This is a genomic window from Acinetobacter sp. SwsAc6 (genome assembly GCF_013391565.1).
GTDB lineage: Bacteria > Pseudomonadota > Gammaproteobacteria > Pseudomonadales > Moraxellaceae > Acinetobacter > Acinetobacter cumulans.
On record NZ_JACAXE010000007.1, the window covers coordinates 14,608 to 33,016 of the forward strand.

Consider the following 18,409-nt stretch of genomic DNA (forward strand, 5'->3'; position numbering starts at 1 on the left):
AAAAGCACAATATTTGCGTCATAATATAGGCCAGAAAGAAGCATTTTTGAATTTTTTGATTTTTTAAGGAGCGTTGAATGCCACGTAAAAAAGAGGTCGTTAGTGGGAATTTCGTGAAGTACGATGCGGTAGTTCTCGGCTCGGGCCCTGCGGGTGAAGGCGCTGCAATGAAACTTGCGAAATCTGGTAAGCGCGTCGCGATTGTGGATATGCGTGAGCAACTTGGCGGTAACTGTACACATGTAGGTACGATTCCAAGTAAAGCTTTACGTCAAACCGTATCGAGCATTATTCGCTACCAGCGTGATCCAATGTTCCAAAAAGTGGGTGAATGGAAACAGTTCACTATGAAGCAAGTGCTTCGTAATGCACACAAAGTGATTCAACTTCAAGTTGATACGCACTCACGTTTTTATGATCGCAATAAAATTGATATCTATCATGGTCGTGCATACGTACAAGACAAAAATACCGTGATGGTATTTAGTGCTGATGGCATGACAGAAACGCTTGTTTTCCAAAAATTAGTGATTGCAACAGGTTCGCGTCCATACCGTCCAGATATTTTAGATTTTAACCATCCACGTGTATTTGATTCAGACAAAATTTTGGATCTAGATTTCTCAATTAAGAAAATCATTATTTACGGCGCAGGGGTGATTGGCTGTGAATATGCATCAATCTTTATTGGTCTAGACCATAAAGTTGATTTGATCAACACGCAGCACAAGCTTCTGAGCTATTTGGATGACGAAATTTCAGATGCCTTGTCTTATCACTTGCGTGAACAAGGTGTATTAATCCGTCATAACGAGCAAATCGATTTCTTAGAAACCTTTGATGATCATGTTGTGATGCATACACAAAGTGGTAAGAAAATTAAAGCTGATGCGATTTTGTGGTGTAACGGTCGTTCAGGTAATACTGACGGTTTAGGTCTAGAAAACGTGGGCTTAAAACCAAATAGCCGTGGTCAATTGACAGTCAATGAGCAATACCAAACCGAAGTTGAAAATATCTATGCTGCAGGTGACGTGATTGGCTGGCCATCACTGGCTTCTGCTGCTTATGACCAAGGTCGTAATGCAGGCGGAAACATGAGCGGCGAAGAAGGCTTAAAACCTGTAACGTCTATCCCGACAGGTATTTATACTATTCCGGAAATTTCTTCAATTGGTAAAACTGAGCAACAGTTAACTGAAGAAAAAATTCCGTACGAAGTGGGTCAGGCGTCTTTCCGTCATTTGGCACGTGCGCAAATTACGGGCGATACAGTAGGCGAATTAAAGATTCTGTTCCACCGTGATACTTTGGAAATTTTGGGCGTACATTGCTTTGGTAATAACGCAGCCGAAATTATCCATATTGGTCAGGCTGTGATGAACAGTCCGAACAATACCATTAAGTATTTTGTAGAAACAACATTTAACTACCCAACGATGGCGGAAGCTTACCGTGTGGCAACCTTAAATGGTATGAACCGTTTGTTCTAAGTCTAGCTTATCTAAAAGAATCCGCTACGGCGGGTTTTTTTATGCCTTTTATTTAGATGTTTAAGCCAAGAAAAATAGACTTAGCTTCACTAAAAAAACACGAAAAGTGCATAAAAATTACATCGTACAAATGCGATGGAAAAAATAGTATGGGTAGATCAATCGGTATAAATAGAATTGGATAGGTCATAGATGACGGATAAAATACGTTTAGCATCATGGGGTGTGCTGTGTCTAATGTTATTAGAGTTGATCTGTGCAAATACAGCCATGGCTAAAACGAATGTCAAAGACCCAATGCAAATGACTTATAGTCAGCAACATGCATGGCAAGAGATAGAACAGTTCTTACCCAAAGAATTTCAATTAAGCCCCAATCATTTACCCACAGAGGAATGGTGGGCATGGCAAGGTCATAATATTCATTTAGATACGTTTCGTAATCCTAAAGCTAAAATCAAAGTCATTTTATTTCATGGGGTGGGAACCAATGGGCGCCAACTTAATTTGGTTTTAGGTGGACAGCTCGCTAAGCGTGGTTATGAGGTCATTGCGATTGATTTGCCAGGCTATGGTATGACACAGGTTGGCGCTGGTATTAATATTTTATATGACGATTGGGTGCAGGTAGGTCATGAACTGATTGTAAATGAGCAAGCTCAAGACAGCCGTCCCATTGTTCTTTATGGATTAAGTGCAGGTGGGAAGCTGGCCTACGATGTAGCAGCAGAAAATAAACATATTAAAGCCATTGCGGGGATGACGTTTTTAGACCCACAAAACCTTGAAGTGAGAGATCAAATTTCCATAAATAAATGGATGAGCCGTGTCGGTTCGACGACCGCAAGTTGGACGTCTAAATCAGCTTTTAAAAATACAAAAATTCCCATTCGTTGGGTGAGTAAAATGTCAGCTTTGGTGAATAACCCGCAAGCATTAGATGTATTTTTGGCCGATAAAAGCTCTGCAGGTAATACGGTTTCGGTGGCTTTTTTAGATTCGTATTTAAATTATACGCCCGCCATTGCACCTGAAGACTTTAAGGTCGCGCCAATCTTATTAACACAGCCAGAGAAGGACCGTTGGACGCCACTTGCCCTGAGTGAGCTATTTTTGCAGCGGATTCAGCATGTACCTGTAAAAACAGTCATTTTAAAAAATGCAGGGCATTATCCTTTAGAGCAACCAGGATTAAATCAAATGGTAAATGCTATTGACGCATTTTATAAAGCCAATGCGAAATAAAATGCAGATTTAAAAAATAAAGAATTAAAAAATTAAGCACCATACAGGATGGTTATTGTTTTACTGTATGGTGCGCGCGGATTGAAATATTTCTTATTGTTTTAGCTTGTTTTTATTGCACATGAGATTGAATGCTAAAGCATTAAAACGGACGACCTCCAGCTAAGCTAATACGTTTAAGCAAACGGCGTTGCTCCGATGGAAATGGACGGCGTGAATGCAAAGTGACTTGATTGTCCCAAAATACAATATCTCCCGTTGACCATTGATGCTCATAACGAAACTCAGGTTTTAATAGATGCTCACGTAATTGTGCAATCAGCTCACTTCCTGCTTGATCATCATAATTGACCAGCTCAACTTCATTATGCGTGCTGAGCCAAAGTGCTTTACGGCCTGATTCTGGATGGACTCTCACCAGTGGGTGGGCATAGGCATCGCCAACAATTGGTTGGTCTTTAAAACGATAGCGTGGAAATACGCCATAACCTGCACTTGGATCTTGTACTTTGTTTTGTGCAATACGGACAAAAGGATTATAGGTAATGAGCTGTAGCTGATCAATATGCTGTTTAGTTGCGTCATCTAAGGCATCATAGGCTTTAATGGTGTTATACCAAGAGGTTTGGCCACCATCTTGTGGCAGTTCAATGGCATAAAGTAAAGAGCCAAAGGAAGGCAGAGGTGTCCATTGATGATCAGCATGTGGCGTTAGTTCACCGTGGCCAGTATAGTCACCTTGACCGACTGCGTTGGACACAGGGACGACATCTGGTGGAGTGCCTGTTTCTTTTTGCGTCGCCAAGACTGGTGTGTCGGCACTTGGGCGAAAGATTGAACCAAAGTAACTGGCAAAAGCAAGGTACTGAAGATCATCTAAACTTTGCTGTTTAAAAATTAAAATCAGATGCTCAGCCAAGGCTTGCTTTAGGCGATAAATTGTTTCGCCTGCTTGTGCTTTTTTTGCATCTAGGCCATAGACTTCGGCACCGAGTGCCTCACCTGTTAAGGGTACAATTTGGATGTCTGCTGGGTTTTGAAATTGATCTGCTTGGTGCCAACGAGGGGCATCGTGTATTGCTTGAGAAAGTTGGGTTAACGCTGTCATTTTTATTTCACAGATGTTGTATTTGGATAAACAAAATCTATGAAATATCATGGAGGTTGAGAAATTAAAAAATAAGATAAGTTTATGAAAAATGAAAAAAAATATCTTAAGTTAATGATTTATTTTCTTTTAGTCTTTCTTGCAAAAATATCCTTAAAAACAGCTAAAAAATGTCAAGTTTTTGACATCTTTTAGCTAGGTTTTTTTTGCTAAATTGAATTAATGCGCACAAAAAGCTTGTTGGAAGTCATTAAACAAGGCAGGGGTTTGCATCCATAAAATAATGGAAAGACCAAATAGCACTGCAATACCTGCTGAAATTGAAAGTTTGAGCCAAAACATTGAATTATTCATGAACGACAGTGTCCTCAGTAACCCAGAAATGCACCAATACACCAAACACACTCAGTAGAATGGAAAAAGCCCACACCATATTGTAGTTGCCTGTCATGTCATGGTTCAGGCCACCCAGCCAACCGCCAAAAAATGAGCCAACTTGATGGGTGAAAAATACAATACCGCTGAGCATGGTTAAATATTTAACTCCGAACATATTGGCCACAATACCATTGGTTAAAGGGACTGTAGATAACCACAATAAGCCCATCGTGACACCAAAGGCATAAATTGTCCATGTGCTTAAAGGCAACAATAAAAACCCGATAATTGCGATACCCCGTAAACCATATAACAACATCAGCAAATGAGGCTTAGAATATTTGCCACCTAACCAGCCTGCGCCGTATGTGCCTACAATATTAAATAGCCCAACCAAGGCCAGAAAGATTGTACCTGTGGTGGCATTGTAGCCGTGATCGCTTAAATAGCCGGGTAAATGGATCCCAATAAACACCACTTGGAAACCACAGACAAAGAAACCCAAAGAGAGAAACCAAAAAGGCTTGTGCTGTTTTGCAATGACTAAAATTTGTTTAAAGCTTAAGCTCAGATGCGGACTTTGCGCAGAAGCATTTGGGTCGACATAAATAGGTGCTTTAAGCATCCAAGCCAAAGGAACAATGAGTGCAACCAAAATGGCACTGACCACCAGAGCCGCTGACCAACCGATATGCTGCAATAGCAATAGGGTTGATGGAAGCATAATAAATTGCCCAAATGAACCCGCTGCACTGGCAATCCCCATGGCAAGACTACGCTTTTCAGGCGGGGCTGCACGCCCTACAGCAGACAATAAAACAGGAAAAGAGGTTGCTGAGAGTGCTAAACCTAAAATTAAGCCAACGCTCAGATTTAACAAAAGCCCAGTGGAGCTAATCGCCATAAGGAGTAAGCCAATGACATACAGTACGCCACCAATAGCTACTACAACCTTGCTACCATATTTGTCGGCAAATGCACCTGTAATGGGCTGAACTGCACCCCAAATGAGGTTTTGCATGGCAATCGCAAGGCTAAAAACATTGTGCCCCCAGCCAAATTCATGGCTCATTGGGACCAAATATAATCCAAAGCCATGGCGAATCCCTAAGGACAAAGCCAAAATAAATGCACTACCAATTAACATATAAATCAGAGGCTTGGAAAATCGAGTATCTGTCATTGGCATGGTCATTATGAAAATAATATCGTTATTTTAAGCCAATACAGTGTGTGAAGGGATTAATTAAATTTCACCTGATGATAAAATTTTGTTATGCGAGTTTGTCATAAAAATCAAACAAGACAGCAGGTGCTGTCTTGTTGATGAGCTAACTTAGATTAGAGCAGAAGGGCATTTAGCTTAGAAGCGTATGCCTACACCTGCGTATGCCAAAATAGGGTTAATGTCGATATCTGCTGTAGAGCGAATAAGTTCGCCTTTGGTTGCATCACTGACCGTAATTGTTGTATCACCTTTTAGATGAGCATAAGACACAGAGCCTACAGCAAACCATTTGTCATTAAAGTCATAAGTAAAACCAACAGTTGCAACAGGTGCGAAAGCACTAGAGGCTTCTAAATCGACTTGAGGATTCGCACTACTTGGTTTGCCATCAAGCGCGGCACCTGCTTTTCCATCTTTAATATTGGCAATCATGTGGCCAGCGTTAACCAAATCTTGCTTAATTTGTGGGTTCATTTCTAGCTCATTAAAATAAGCATACATGACACCGACGCCTACATAAGGGCGGAATTTGTTTACGCCCGTTTTACCAAAGTGATATTGCAACTCAGCAGCAGGTGTCCATGCACGTGCAGAAGCGGCAGCACCATGTGCAGCTAAATCTGTAATTTCAATGTCTTTTTTCAGTGGTAAATCACCTAAAATTGAACCTACACTACTTGGTGTAGCAACCCCGCTGAGCGGTGCATAAATTTTACCTGTACCATTTAAATCGACCTTAGGCGGAATCCCAGCTTTCATTTCTAAGGAAAGATTATCGGTAAAAAAGTAGTTGGTCATAATGCCGAGTGTAGTTACGCTATCGGCTTCTAAACCTGTCCCAGGGTTACTCCAAGCAGATAAGCCATCAATTTCAGCTTCGCCTGCTACGCTACCTTTGAGGTACTGTTTGCCATCAGTGCCTTTAAATGACACTAAACCTTGTTGAGTAATTCCTGTGTTTAGAATGGCTTCTTCACTTTTGAGCAGTGTAGAAAGCAAAGTTTTTTTGGTTGAGGCGCCACTGACCGATGTATCAATGGCATCAACCACGGAACTACCCAATACGTCGCCAACTTTCGCCTTTGTACCTTCATCAACAATGGTATTGACCTGAAATGGCTGTGCTTTACCTTGTGGCATCACATGCAATGCGCCGACTGAAACAGAAAAACGCTTAAATCCATTGCCATCTTTGAAGCTAAAGTAAGGGGATTCTGCATGTGCAAGCATAGGCAAAGTCATGCAAGATGTGGCGATACATAATAATGTTTTATTCATTGTCAGGACTCCGTGTCCGTATATTGCTAATAATTTTTCTAAGTTTGCATTATGCAAATAACGTGATTAATTTATTGTTTCTTAAAGCGAATGATTAAGTAGTTCTCCTGTTAAAACAACGCATTTATGTGGTATTTTTTGCGGTTTATATGTTTAGTTATGTAAATGTAAAAATAGCATCATTTTAATTTTATAATGTACTGACGCTTAATATGCGTCATTATAATCCTCGTTTGAGGACTCGAAAAGCGCAACAACTCAGATAGGTTGATTTTCTTTTTTGAGTTTCAAGTGCAAAGGATAGCGCATGAAAGCTATTTTTTTTGTACAATATGTGCAGTATTGATTGAGTAAATCACATGAGCACCCAAAATCCTCCCAAGAAAAAAGCTATAGCGAAACTTCCGTTTCCTATGGTTGTTGATGACCAAGTACAACAAGATTCAGCGCATAATCAAGTCCGTCCAAAGCCAGAAAACTATGCCGACCGTACTTGGATGCCTCCTCGTGGTACGCGTCGTTCAATGGGCAAGCGTTAATAAAAAACCTGCATTTATGCAGGTTTTTTTACATTGATCATTTCATAGCGTTTAATTTTTTTAGCATTTAGCATTTAGCATTTAGCATTGCATAGTAGGCGTTCTTTTTCTGATACATCACTGCATCTGCTCGTTTCATTGTGTCTTCAACACGTTCATCTTTTAGTGAGCATGCATGCCCAATCGAAAGACTGATAGGATGGCTCGAGTGGAATTGATTGTCGACATGCATCAGTTCTTGCAAGCTGTTGAGGCAACTGTGCAACGAAGTTTCATCTGCATTTGGCAGTAGCAATACAAACTCATCTCCTCCAATTCTTGAAGCACTATATTGGGTATTGAGTATTAATTGATTTAATACATGCCCCATACGGCGTAGTTGTTCATCACCTGCATCATGCCCAAATTGATCATTGATATTTTTTAAACCATTTAAGTCGATAAAAATACATGAGACAGGCCGTTGCTGGCTGCGCTCTAAGCGGTTGATCTCATCAATATAAAAACTGCGGTTATAGAGCTTGGTTAGGGCATCATGTTTGCCCAGATATTCTAAATAATTTTCGGCTTTTTTACGCGCGGTAATATCAACCAAAGCGACTTGCACGGTACTCCAGCAATCTTCAAAGCCCGGAAAAACGGTAAATTGTAAGAGCACATGCCGAATGCTTCCATCTAGGGCATAGTTGATGGCTTCATGTTGATGGTGAATTTTACCTGCCCATAAATCTAACAGCTGGGCACGAAATGTTTGAGTCATTTCTTTGGCAAAAATTTTATGAGTATTTTGTAAAATACTGGATTTGTCAGGTGCACCAAACAAATCGAGCGTCGCCTGATTCACATCCAAAATGATAATGTCTTTGATGCATTGCTGAATAAAATCAGGGTGTACATCTAAAAATGTGGTGAAGTCTTCGATACCAATATGACGTAATTGGTCTAAGCGTTTTTTGATTTGGCTAAAGTCTTCAACCCAAAGTGAGGTTGGGGAGTAAATAAAGCGAGCTTCTGCCAATTGGCGGTTTTTTTCTTCTAAGCGACGTGCATTTTGGTAAGGCGTAATATTTTCTGTGCTAATTAATACTTGTGACCAATCATCTGCATAATCGGGCAGGATTGTACAACGGAGTTGAATATCTAAACGTGTGCCATGAATCGTGTAATTGACTGCGGTATTGATATAGTGCGTTTTGCCTTCCCACAGTTGTACCAGTTCATCAATATGTGTGTGTAACATTTCTTGTTGAAAAATCTGATCCAAATGCGCACATAAATGACCAAAATCAGTAGCTTCGTAAAGGGCTAATGTTTGTGAATTGACGTGTAATATTTTAATTTTTTTAACACTTTCTCGAACTAAATCTAAGTTTTGTGACAAATGTTCGGCCAAGTTTTCAATACCATCTTCACGCCACTGCTGTAGCTGTTTTTTGACTGCGCTAAAGTCTTCCAACCAAAGTGGAATGGGTGACATATTAAAAATAGCATTGTCTTGATGAATCATGATGAACTCGAGAGCAGATGGACTTCAGGCTTTGGCTTGAAATGTATTATTTTAAAGTGTGCTTCAAGTCACAAAAATAACTGAAAATTACGAAAAAGCCAATCGGTGAGATTGGCTTTTTTTGATCTATTTTTTTGCTTTATGGGCGGGCTTTGGCGGCATGATTTCACGCTCTCCTAACCAAATATCGGCAAAATCTTTTTCGTTAATATTGTACAGCTCCAATAACGACAAAATGACGCCACCAAAAATCATTGGGCCTTCGGAATTACTTTGAAATTCGAAAATTTTGCCGTTTAAGTTATGCAAAATATCTGCGATTTCAAATACACGATCACGACCATTACTGTCAGTAGGATACATTTGCGTATTGAGCAAAATTCTGGCCAAGCTTTTTTCATTGTCTGTCAGCGCTAAGACATCAATTAGTTCGTCACTTACAGGAGCGAAAATCACGGAATCACGGAAGATTGTATGCAGGAGTTTTTTGCTAAGTTTAGGGAGTGGGCGCTCAACAAAAGCACGAAAAGACGCAGGGAAAATCACATTATGTGAAATACCTTTAAACATCGGTGCGATTTCTTCAACCGTATAACCCGCAACACCGCAGCCGATAGAGGTTAAAAAGTATTTTTGTTTTGGGTGATTTTTAGTGTAAATCTTAAAGTCATCAACATAGTGCTGAATTTGTGAGAGTGGCATTTGTTGTAGATGTTCATTCATGGTTGGAATAGCAAAGCTTTGTCCTGACCAACCACGGCCCACGCCCTTCAGTGCGCCAAAATGCTGTTGAGCTGTTCGTGCAGCACCACCAGCATGTTGACCTGCTAAATTGCTGCCGAATACGAAGATGGTATCTTCTGGTAAAGATTTCACAATACTTTCGTCATGGTAATGGTAAGTCATTCGTATTCACTTATGCTGTGGTTTCATCTCATGGTGCAATTGCTTGATGACTTGGTCAAGTCATGAACAGATTATTTTTCTGATTTATAGGCATTTAGGTCTATAAATTTGCTGAAAATGGGGTGTCATTTGATCCGCTAAATAAAATAGGCATGCATGCGCCACATATCAAAGCGTTGTGATATTGAATGGACTGCTGTGATGGTTCAATACAAGGCTGAACTTTTTACACATGAATGTTACAAGGCAACGTTGTATCGCTTAAACTAGCCCTCATAATTGATATTGATGTTTAGTCCGAGAATAAGCCGAATCCTATGAGTGATCCCCAGCCATTTGAATTAGTCACAAATTTTGAACCTGCCGGTGACCAGCCACAAGCCATTGAAAAATTGGTGCAAGGGGTGGAGCAAGGTATGCATGATCAGTTGCTATTGGGGGTAACAGGCTCAGGTAAGACCTATACCATGGCCAATGTGATTGCACGCACACAGCGACCAACCATTATTATGGCGCATAATAAAACGTTGGCTGCGCAGTTATATGGTGAGTTCAAGTCGTTCTTTCCGCATAATGCCGTGGAATATTTTGTCAGTTATTATGACTACTATCAGCCAGAAGCTTATGTGCCTTCATCGGACACATTTATCGAAAAAGATTCTTCAATTAATGATCATATTGATCAAATGCGTTTATCGGCAACGCGAGCGCTCTTAGAGCGTAAAGATGCGATTATTGTTGCATCAGTATCGGCAATTTATGGTTTGGGTGACCCAAATGCTTATATGAGCATGTTATTGCATATTGTGCAGGGCGATCGATTGAATCGAGATGATCTCATTCGTCGTTTAGTTGAAATGCAATATACCCGCAATGAGCTAGAGTTTTTACGTGGTACTTATCGTATCCGCGGTGAAATTTTAGATATTTTCCCTGCAGAATCGGATCAGTATGCAATTCGGGTTGAGTTGTTTGATGATGAAGTCGATTCGATCCGTTGGTTCGACCCGATCACAGGCAAAATGGTACGCAAAGTTCCACGCATCACAATTTATCCAAAAAGCCATTATGTGACGCCAAAAGATAATTTACGCCGTGCCATAGATACTATTCGCGAAGAACTCACCGAACGTTTGGGCTTTTTTAGAGCCAACGATAAATTGCTCGAGGCCCAGCGGATTGAACAACGCACCCGTTATGATTTAGAAATGATGCAACAATTGGGTTATACCAATGGCATTGAAAACTATTCACGTCATTTATCAGGCCGTCCTGCCGGAGAAGCTCCACCGACCTTGTTTGATTATATTCCAGAGGATGCTTTATTAATCATTGATGAATCGCATGTGACGGTGCCACAGATTGGTGCAATGTATAAAGGGGACCGCTCACGTAAAGAAAACCTAGTGAACTATGGTTTCCGTTTACCGAGTGCTTTGGACAATCGTCCAATGAAATTTGAAGAATGGGAACGAATAGTACCTGCAACGATCTATGTGAGTGCCACACCTGCACGCTATGAATTAGAAAAATCTGAACAAATTGTCGAGCAAGTGGTACGACCAACAGGCTTAGTCGATCCAACCATTGAAATCCGACCTGTGCTGACACAGGTAGATGATGTGTTATCTGAAATTAACAATCGTCGAGAATTAAATGAACGCGTGTTAGTGACTACACTGACCAAACGCATGGCAGAAGACTTAACGTCCTATTTAAAAGAATATGGCGTGAAAGTTGCCTATTTACATTCAGATATCGATACCGTTGAACGGACAAAAATTATTCATGAACTACGTTCTGGCATCTACGATGCCATTGTAGGGATTAACTTACTGCGTGAAGGTTTGGACATGCCAGAAGTCTCGCTGGTGGCCATTTTAGATGCCGATAAAGAAGGCTTCTTGCGTTCAGAGCGATCACTGATTCAAACCATTGGCCGTGCAGCACGTAATTTAAATGGTAAAGCAATTTTATATGCAGACCGAATCACGGATTCAATGCAAAAAGCAATAGACGAAACAGACCGACGTCGTGCTAAGCAAATCGAATTTAACCAAATTCATGGCATTGTGCCACGTAGTGCAGTACGTAAAGTGACGCAAGAAATTGATACAGGTGAAGTGCTTACAGATGATCAAGTCGATGCGAAAATTGATGAGCAAGCGAAAGCTTTAAGTGCAGATGAACAACATTTGCTGTCAGATCCAAAGCTCTTGGCTAAACACATGGCTAAGTTGGAAAAGGAAATGCTGAAAGCCTCGAAAGAGCTTCAGTTTGAGCAAGCCGCACGACTTAGAGACGAGATTTTGCGCCTAAAATCACAGTTGTTACAATGATTTTTAGTTCTTAGGGAGATGTAGATCATTACATAATTTAGACACATGGTCGATTTTCACGCGTTATTGTAAGTAGGAAAATTTGAGCTTAAATATGTTTTTTGAATCAAACTTAATCTATTTATATAAAAACGTAGGACTTTATTTATGATAAATCATCTCCCAAAAGCTGGCTTTAGATTGGCAAAAATTGTTGTAGGTGGTGCGGTAGTGGTGGGCTTAGGGGCTGCCACTATGGCTTATGCTCAAACCAAACCTTTGGCTGTGGTGGAGCGTGTTGAGCTTGATCGTTATTTGGGCACTTGGTATGAAGTGGCCCGTAAACCACTGGTCTTTCAAAATAAGTGCGATCGTGATGTGACTGCGGTATATACTTTAAATGTAAATGGCAATATCAAAGTAGATAATCGCTGTGTGATGAAAGATGGCAAAGTGACCTCATCGCTTGGTGAGGCATTTGTACAAAACGCACCGTTTAACAGTAAATTAAAAGTAAGCTTCTTGCCTGATGCCGTTCGTTGGTTACCTGTAGGTCGTGGCGATTATTGGGTATTAAAGATTGACGAAGATTATCAGACCGTTTTAGTGGGCGAGCCACGCCGTAAGTATTTATGGGTGTTATCACGTGTGCCACATCCTGATCAACACGTGATTAATGAATATTTAGACTATGCCAAAGGTCTTGGCTATGACTTAAGTGATGTTATTCATACCAAACAAAGTAAAAAAGCACCGCACTAATTTTAACTTATAGAACAAATGATAAAAAAACCATGCTTAAGCATGGTTTTTTTATTTGCTAGAATCATCCACTATATAGATACTGTCTGCTGTTCATTTGAATATGCATAATCCAGAGGTTGTTTGAGGTGAATGATGTATAAAGGCGTTGCATTGTCTGTTTTGGCATCTGTCACTTTTGGTGTGTTGTATTTCTATACTCAGTTTTTACAGCCCTTGGATAGTGAGCAAACTTTTGCTTGGCGCATGTTGGCCACATTGCCATTTTTAACGCTGTTTATGTGGTATTCAGGTGATTTAAAACACGTTACAGCAATCTTTAAACGAATCGTGCAACAGCCTGCACTGTTGATTTGGCTCATTGTGAGCTCTTTATTGTGTACCACTCAATTGTGGTTGTTTTTGTGGGGTCCTATTAATGGGCGAGGCCTGCAAGTCTCCTTGGGCTATTTTTTATTGCCTTTGGTTATGGTGCTAGTAGGTTGTATTTTATATAAAGAAAAGCTGACAAATTGGCAGTGGGCCGCAGTGCTTTTAGCTGTATTAGGTGTAGGGCACGAAATATGGCGAATTGGCAGTATTGCTTGGGAAACCATTTATGTTGCTTTGGCTTATCCTTTATATTTCTTTTTGCGCCGTGTTTATAAAACAGATCACTTAGGTGGTTTTTGGTGGGACTTACTGCTGATTATTCCTGTGGCCATTTATCTAGGCTTTTTCTATAGTGATAGTGTTCCTTTAATTGCACAATTTCCACATTTAATTTTTGCAGTCATTGGTTTGGGTATATTAAGTGCTTTTGGTTTAGGGAGTTATATTTTAGCCAGTCGCATGTTGCCATTTGTCATCTTTGGTTTACTTAGTTATTTAGAGCCAATTTTATTGGCTTTTGCCTCTTTAGTTTTGGGCGAGCGTATTGAAGCCAACGAATGGCTCACTTATATTCCAATTTGGTGCGCGGTATTATTATTAATGGTGGAAGGTACAGTGCATGTATTTAAGCAAAAGCAAAAAGAAAAAATGTTGCAAAAAAATGTCGCTGCTTTGCAAAAGCGTTTAGATCCATAAATATCAATCCTGATTCAAAGCTAGCGATCTAGCGATATTGATCAAAAATGATCAAGACGGATTAATATATCATTTTGATTGATATCGCGATAAGAAATAATGTTCAATTAAAAAAATAAAAAAAACTTAGAGCCGATACGTCTTCGAAAATATAGCAATTTTTTAAAAATCAGATAAACCGTTTATCTTTTCGCTCAAAGACAGAATCACGCTATTGATTAAAAAATGATAACTGTTTAACATTTATGCTTATAAAAAGACGAATGCTTTAAACTTAAATAAATTTCACAAAACTTGAGGGCTAGGACATGCAAAATAGCAGTATTCCATATCAAATACGCGCCGCATTATTGCAGCTAGAACCTAGCCTTGATGTGGATTGGGAAGTGCGCTTAACTAAGATTCTTGAAGAATCTGACATGGCTTTGCGCGAAGAGATTGATCATCAAATTTTAAAAAGCAAAGAAATCTATTGGAACCGCATGACAGGTGGTTTTGAGTACAAAGCATCATCCAGTTTGGCTATTTTAAAACACAGCCTTAGTAATGATCGCATGCAACATATTGCCAAAACGCTGAGCGAATCTTTAGAAGACCTTAAATCTATTCAAGACAGCACACAAATTGCGGATTATTTGGAAAATGCGATAGAGCAAATTGACCAGATTTCTGTAGATGAAAACTTTATGTTGCAACGCGAAAAATTAATGATTCGCCGTACTTTTTTACTCAATGCAGCCAAAGTCATTCGTCGTATGGTGATTACACCACCAGAAGGGATCCGTAAGCTCACAGAGTCGCAGATTAAATGCTTTATTATTGAAGTATTTATTAAGCAACAATTATTAGGTTATTGGTTTAAACCTTTGTTGAAACGCCATTCGGACATTATGAAGCATCCGATTTTCCGATATTATTTGAGCAAGCAACAAAAAATCCGTCATTTTGAATTGGTAAAAACCTCACAATATATTTTTGTGACCGCGCCTGTAATGCAGGTAGAGCAAAATCCCTATTCAATTCGACGCTTTTTAACCGAAGAGAAAGGGGCAATCGAAGCGCAAACATTTTTAAATGTGATCGTGTTGGATATGCAGGCCACTGAAGAAAATGAATATATTGATCACTTTAAATCTTTAATTGAATGCATGGTGACTGTACAAAGCCAAATTCATGTTGATGTGATGGATATCGTGTTGCAATTGGAAGAGGTTTGCGAAAAATCTTTAATTCCATTACTCATTGAACCGATTCAATTTGTAGCTAAAAATGCAGATGTTGTGGCACAAATGCATTTGAAAAAATTTGAAAATATATTAACCACTGATTTTTTTAAGCCTGTCTATGAAGCGATTAAATCGCATTTGTCACATATTGAAGAATTCGATTATTTATATTTAAGCGTACATCGACTATATTCAGAATTACTCGCGTATTATCGTGAGTTTAAACAACAACCTGCATTGGTATTTAATCAGCATGTGCAGTTGTTTGAATATAAAATGGTCGGCTATTTGAAATTATTAGAAAAACGTCGACAAGATACTTTTGTGCCTCTGAATCAACATGAGTGGGAAGTCATGCATCAACGCTCACTGAAACCATTGCAAGATATTCGTTTTGCAATGACAGAGCATTTGCTGGATTACCGTGAACTGACAATCTATATCAATAAATTGAAACGCCAAAGTGCTGAGAAAGGCTCATTCTTTAAGCGCATGACCAAGAGTAATCAAGCAGAGCGTGATTTGGCTGAAGCATATAAGCTCGGGCAACAAATGAAGCACAAAATGTTTATGAGTGTTTTGCAAGCACCACGCCAGAATCCGAAATGTTCAGTCTTTTTAGAGTTTGAGAATTTACATAATTTCAGTGAACATGAGCGCCACTATGCATTTCCTTGTGGTGACAATGGCATTACACGCTTACCAATTTTGCTTCGCTTACCCGAAACCTATTCAGATTTTGATGTAGAAGACTTTAATGCCTCTATTAATTTTGACCTTAACTTTTCTGTGGCGTCAAAAGCTGAAAAAACCAGTTATGAGTTAAATTACTCACATTGATAAGGACTTTAATTGTAAACAGCTTAATTCACTGATTGATAAAGAAACGATTAAATAAAAATGTATTTTAGGGGCGCTAAAATGCATTTTAAAAATCTTTTAAAACAAAATCATAAAAATAATTACAACTATTTTTATAATTTATAGTGAATATATAAGAAAATAAGCCTCCAATATCAGCTTTTGGATTCTATCTTTTAGATAATTCCATTACAATTGTCGGGTTTTGAAATTTAAGCTTCGATTTACAATTAATTAGAGGACGTATCTGTGAGCAAAGACACTATCGTTGCCCTACATGCAGAGCACCAAGGTCGCTGGAAAAACCGTGAAGAACTTGCGGAACGTATGATTGCCCTAGTGGGTCAGTTATACCGTGAAAAAAACATCGTAGCTACAGTATACGGTCGTTCTTTAATTAACCGTTCAGTGATTCAAATTCTTAAAGCTCACCGTCGTACTCGCGTATTAGACGTTGAACTTTCAGTAGTAAACACATTCCCAATTCTTGAAGCTTTGGCGAAAGTTGAAAATATCGGTACTGCTGAAATCGACTTGGGCAAACTTGCTGTTGAATTTAAAGAAAAAGGCGGCGACATCGACGCATTTGTTGCTGATGCTGTTAAATCATTACAAGGTAATGCTGCATCTGTAGAAAACAAAGATGTAGTTCTTTACGGTTTCGGTCGTATCGGTCGTATTCTTGCACGTTTAATGATTGGTCAATCTGGTTTAGGCCGTGGTCTTAACCTAAAAGCAATCGTTGTTCGTAAATCATCTGACGGTGACCTAGAAAAACGTGCTTCTTTACTTCGTCGTGACTCTATTCACGGTCCATTTGCAGGCACAATTTCTGTAGATGAAGAAAACGAAGCAATCATTGCAAATGGTCAATTCATTAAAGTGATCTATGCATCTAATCCAACTGAAGTTGATTACACTGCATACGGCATTAACAATGCACTTGTGATTGATAACACAGGTAAATGGCGTGATGCTGAAGGTCTTGCACAACACCTTCAATGCCCAGGCGCTGCGCGCGTAATTCTAACTGCACCTGGTAAAGGTGACATGAAGAACGTTGTATTTGGTGTGAACCAAGCAGACATCCTTGATGAAGATACAATCATCTCTGCTGCAAGTTGCACAACAAACGCAATCACACCAACACTTAAAGTGTTACATGACAAATATACAGTTCTTGGCGGTCACGTTGAAACAGTTCACTCGTTCACTAACGACCAGAACTTAATCGACAACTACCATAAAGCTGACCGTCGTGGCCGTGCTGCAACATTGAACATGGTAATCACTGAAACTGGTGCTGCGAAAGCAGTTGCTAAAGCGCTTCCTGCACTTAAAGGCAAATTGACTGGTAACTCTGTACGTGTACCTACACCAAACGTTTCTCTTGCAATCTTGAACTTAACTTTGGATAAAGAAGTTGAACGTGACGAAGTAAATGAATACCTTCGCCAAGTTTCAATCAACTCTAACCTTCAAGGTCAAATCGGTTATACAAACTCTACTGAAGTTGTATCTTCTGACTTTATTGGTTCACGTACTGCAGGTGTATTTGATGCGCAAGCAACAATTACTGCTGGTAACCGCTTAACTGCATACGTATGGTATGACAACGAAGTTGGTTATAGCTGCCAAGTACTTCGTATTGCAGAACAAATGGGCGGCGTAAGCTATCCAAAAGTTCCTGCTGAAACTAATGCATAATTAGTTCAGTGCGGTACAAAAAGAGCCTCTTATGAGGCTCTTTTTTATTGCAGATAATTTAGCTTTAAGCATGGCTTGGTGATTGTTTTTGAATGGATTGATGCACATAAAGTCTAAATAAAGAACAATTGATAGGATCAACTTTTCGCTTCTTGTGGGTGTTTATGCGTATTGTGCACGTATTTTACTTACAGTACTGAAGTATAGGCTTTTTAGAATTTGAACAACTAATCTATGCTAAGTTAAACGCGGTTAAACTATTTTGAATAGAAGAATATGCTAAACATTGAGATTAAAACTTTAGAGATGAATGATGTTCAAGATTTTAGAACAATCAGACTTTCAGCTTTAGAAAAATCGCCAAAAATGTTTGGATCTACGTATTTGGCTGAGCTAGATAAATCATTAATATTTTTTGAAGCCTGCTTATCAAATTCGACAGTATTTGGTGTATATCAAAATAATAAAATCATAGGCTTAGCCACATTAACACAAGAAGTTGGAGCAAAATTTGCTCATAAAGCACATTTATCGAGTGTTTTTATTGAGCCTGAATTTCAACAAAAAGGCATTGCAACGATGCTACTCAATACAATTATAAAATATAGCAAAAATAATGTAGAACAAATTCTACTCACTGTTGCAGATGACAACAAACCCGCCATTCAGCTTTATGAAAAATGTGGTTTTCAAACCTATGGCATTGAACAAAAAGCTTTAAAAGACAAGACAATGATGAATATATTGATGAACGACTAATGAAGCTTTTTATGAACTAGTATTGA

The 18,409-nt window shown here is 39.2% G+C and carries 14 protein-coding genes and 1 pseudogene; 9 read left to right on the forward strand and 6 right to left on the reverse strand.

The window, feature by feature from the left end; translation table 11 throughout:
* The first annotated feature begins 77 nt into the window (after window positions 1-77).
* Both sthA and HYG93_RS06855 read left to right on the forward strand, forming a co-directional pair.
* Window positions 78-1,493, forward strand: coding sequence for a Si-specific NAD(P)(+) transhydrogenase (sthA, locus tag HYG93_RS06850; RefSeq protein ID WP_120366187.1), 1,416 nt, complete (start codon window positions 78-80; stop codon window positions 1,491-1,493).
* A 192-nt stretch (window positions 1,494-1,685) separates the two neighbouring features.
* Window positions 1,686-2,738 (forward strand): alpha/beta hydrolase, encoded by a 1,053-nt coding sequence (locus HYG93_RS06855; protein ID WP_372658689.1) that lies wholly within the window; start codon window positions 1,686-1,688, stop codon window positions 2,736-2,738.
* Window positions 2,739-2,880: 142 nt separating this feature from the next.
* On the opposite strand, the gene HYG93_RS06860 is transcribed toward HYG93_RS06855, so the two are convergent.
* The 4 genes from HYG93_RS06860 to HYG93_RS06870 form a co-directional block, all read right to left on the reverse strand.
* Window positions 2,881-3,846: a TauD/TfdA family dioxygenase gene (locus tag HYG93_RS06860; RefSeq protein WP_106984664.1), complete on the reverse strand. Its 966-nt coding sequence runs from the start codon at window positions 3,844-3,846 to the stop codon at window positions 2,881-2,883.
* 219 nt (window positions 3,847-4,065) lie between these two features.
* A complete protein-coding gene (locus HYG93_RS19350; RefSeq protein ID WP_256733394.1) occupies window positions 4,066-4,200 on the reverse strand; it encodes a hypothetical protein in 135 nt (44 codons plus the stop codon).
* Window positions 4,193-5,407: an MFS transporter gene (locus tag HYG93_RS06865; protein WP_120366191.1), complete on the reverse strand. Its 1,215-nt coding sequence runs from the start codon at window positions 5,405-5,407 to the stop codon at window positions 4,193-4,195. Before HYG93_RS06865 ends, HYG93_RS19350 begins: the two co-directional genes overlap by 8 nt.
* A gap of 180 nt (window positions 5,408-5,587) precedes the next feature.
* On the reverse strand, window positions 5,588-6,730 hold the full coding sequence (locus HYG93_RS06870) for an OmpW family protein (protein ID WP_106984665.1): 1,143 nt from the start codon (window positions 6,728-6,730) through the stop codon (window positions 5,588-5,590).
* 359 nt (window positions 6,731-7,089) lie between these two features.
* On the opposite strand from HYG93_RS06870, the gene HYG93_RS06875 reads away from it, so the two are divergent.
* Window positions 7,090-7,269, forward strand: coding sequence for a hypothetical protein (locus HYG93_RS06875; RefSeq protein WP_106984666.1), 180 nt, complete (start codon window positions 7,090-7,092; stop codon window positions 7,267-7,269).
* A gap of 67 nt (window positions 7,270-7,336) precedes the next feature.
* On the opposite strand, the gene HYG93_RS06880 is transcribed toward HYG93_RS06875, so the two are convergent.
* Window positions 7,337-8,776, reverse strand: a complete 1,440-nt coding sequence (locus tag HYG93_RS06880; RefSeq protein ID WP_106984667.1) for a sensor domain-containing diguanylate cyclase — start codon at window positions 8,774-8,776, stop codon at window positions 7,337-7,339.
* Window positions 8,777-8,902: 126 nt separating this feature from the next.
* Window positions 8,903-9,682, reverse strand: coding sequence for a hypothetical protein (locus tag HYG93_RS06885; protein WP_106984668.1), 780 nt, complete (start codon window positions 9,680-9,682; stop codon window positions 8,903-8,905).
* A 317-nt stretch (window positions 9,683-9,999) separates the two neighbouring features.
* On the opposite strand from HYG93_RS06885, the gene uvrB reads away from it, so the two are divergent.
* The 6 genes and pseudogenes from uvrB to HYG93_RS06915 all read left to right on the forward strand — a co-directional run bounded on the left by uvrB (window position 10,000) and on the right by HYG93_RS06915 (window position 18,403).
* The gene (gene uvrB, locus HYG93_RS06890; RefSeq protein ID WP_106984669.1) at window positions 10,000-12,021 is read left to right on the forward strand and encodes an excinuclease ABC subunit UvrB; all 2,022 of its coding nucleotides are present in this window, start codon (window positions 10,000-10,002) and stop codon (window positions 12,019-12,021) included.
* Between the two features lie 147 nt (window positions 12,022-12,168).
* Window positions 12,169-12,762 carry a lipocalin family protein gene (locus HYG93_RS06895; RefSeq protein ID WP_106984670.1) on the forward strand — a complete coding sequence of 198 codons (594 nt, stop codon included), beginning with the start codon at window positions 12,169-12,171 and terminating at the stop codon, window positions 12,760-12,762.
* Window positions 12,763-12,897: 135 nt separating this feature from the next.
* Complete coding sequence (gene rarD, locus HYG93_RS06900; RefSeq protein WP_120366188.1) at window positions 12,898-13,830, forward strand: EamA family transporter RarD; 933 nt, start codon at window positions 12,898-12,900, stop codon at window positions 13,828-13,830.
* Window positions 13,831-14,138: 308 nt separating this feature from the next.
* Window positions 14,139-15,896, forward strand: coding sequence for a hypothetical protein (locus HYG93_RS06905; RefSeq protein WP_120366189.1), 1,758 nt, complete (start codon window positions 14,139-14,141; stop codon window positions 15,894-15,896).
* Between the two features lie 270 nt (window positions 15,897-16,166).
* Window positions 16,167-17,624, forward strand: a complete 1,458-nt coding sequence (locus HYG93_RS06910) for a glyceraldehyde-3-phosphate dehydrogenase (RefSeq protein WP_106984673.1) — start codon at window positions 16,167-16,169, stop codon at window positions 17,622-17,624.
* A gap of 276 nt (window positions 17,625-17,900) precedes the next feature.
* A pseudogene (locus tag HYG93_RS06915) lies at window positions 17,901-18,403 on the forward strand (GNAT family N-acetyltransferase).
* The last annotated feature ends 6 nt before the right edge of the window (window positions 18,404-18,409 follow it).

Bases quoted from the DNA above. Each gene is read 5' to 3' on its own strand.
- rarD (WP_120366188.1), top strand. From the start codon at position 12,898: ATGTATAAAGGCGTTGCATTGTCTGTTTTGGCATCTGTCACTTTTGGT.
- uvrB (WP_106984669.1), top strand. From the start codon at position 10,000: ATGAGTGATCCCCAGCCATTTGAATTAGTCACAAATTTTGAACCTGCC.
- HYG93_RS06860 (WP_106984664.1), bottom strand. From the start codon at position 3,846: ATGACAGCGTTAACCCAACTTTCTCAAGCAATACACGATGCCCCTCGT.
- HYG93_RS06885 (WP_106984668.1), bottom strand. From the start codon at position 9,682: ATGACTTACCATTACCATGACGAAAGTATTGTGAAATCTTTACCAGAA.
- HYG93_RS06905 (WP_120366189.1), top strand. From the start codon at position 14,139: ATGCAAAATAGCAGTATTCCATATCAAATACGCGCCGCATTATTGCAG.
- HYG93_RS06855 (WP_372658689.1), top strand. From the start codon at position 1,686: ATGACGGATAAAATACGTTTAGCATCATGGGGTGTGCTGTGTCTAATG.
- HYG93_RS19350 (WP_256733394.1), bottom strand. From the start codon at position 4,200: ATGAATAATTCAATGTTTTGGCTCAAACTTTCAATTTCAGCAGGTATT.
- sthA (WP_120366187.1), top strand. From the start codon at position 78: ATGCCACGTAAAAAAGAGGTCGTTAGTGGGAATTTCGTGAAGTACGAT.
- HYG93_RS06880 (WP_106984667.1), bottom strand. From the start codon at position 8,776: ATGATTCATCAAGACAATGCTATTTTTAATATGTCACCCATTCCACTT.
- HYG93_RS06865 (WP_120366191.1), bottom strand. From the start codon at position 5,407: ATGACAGATACTCGATTTTCCAAGCCTCTGATTTATATGTTAATTGGT.
- HYG93_RS06875 (WP_106984666.1), top strand. From the start codon at position 7,090: ATGAGCACCCAAAATCCTCCCAAGAAAAAAGCTATAGCGAAACTTCCG.
- HYG93_RS06870 (WP_106984665.1), bottom strand. From the start codon at position 6,730: ATGAATAAAACATTATTATGTATCGCCACATCTTGCATGACTTTGCCT.
- HYG93_RS06895 (WP_106984670.1), top strand. From the start codon at position 12,169: ATGATAAATCATCTCCCAAAAGCTGGCTTTAGATTGGCAAAAATTGTT.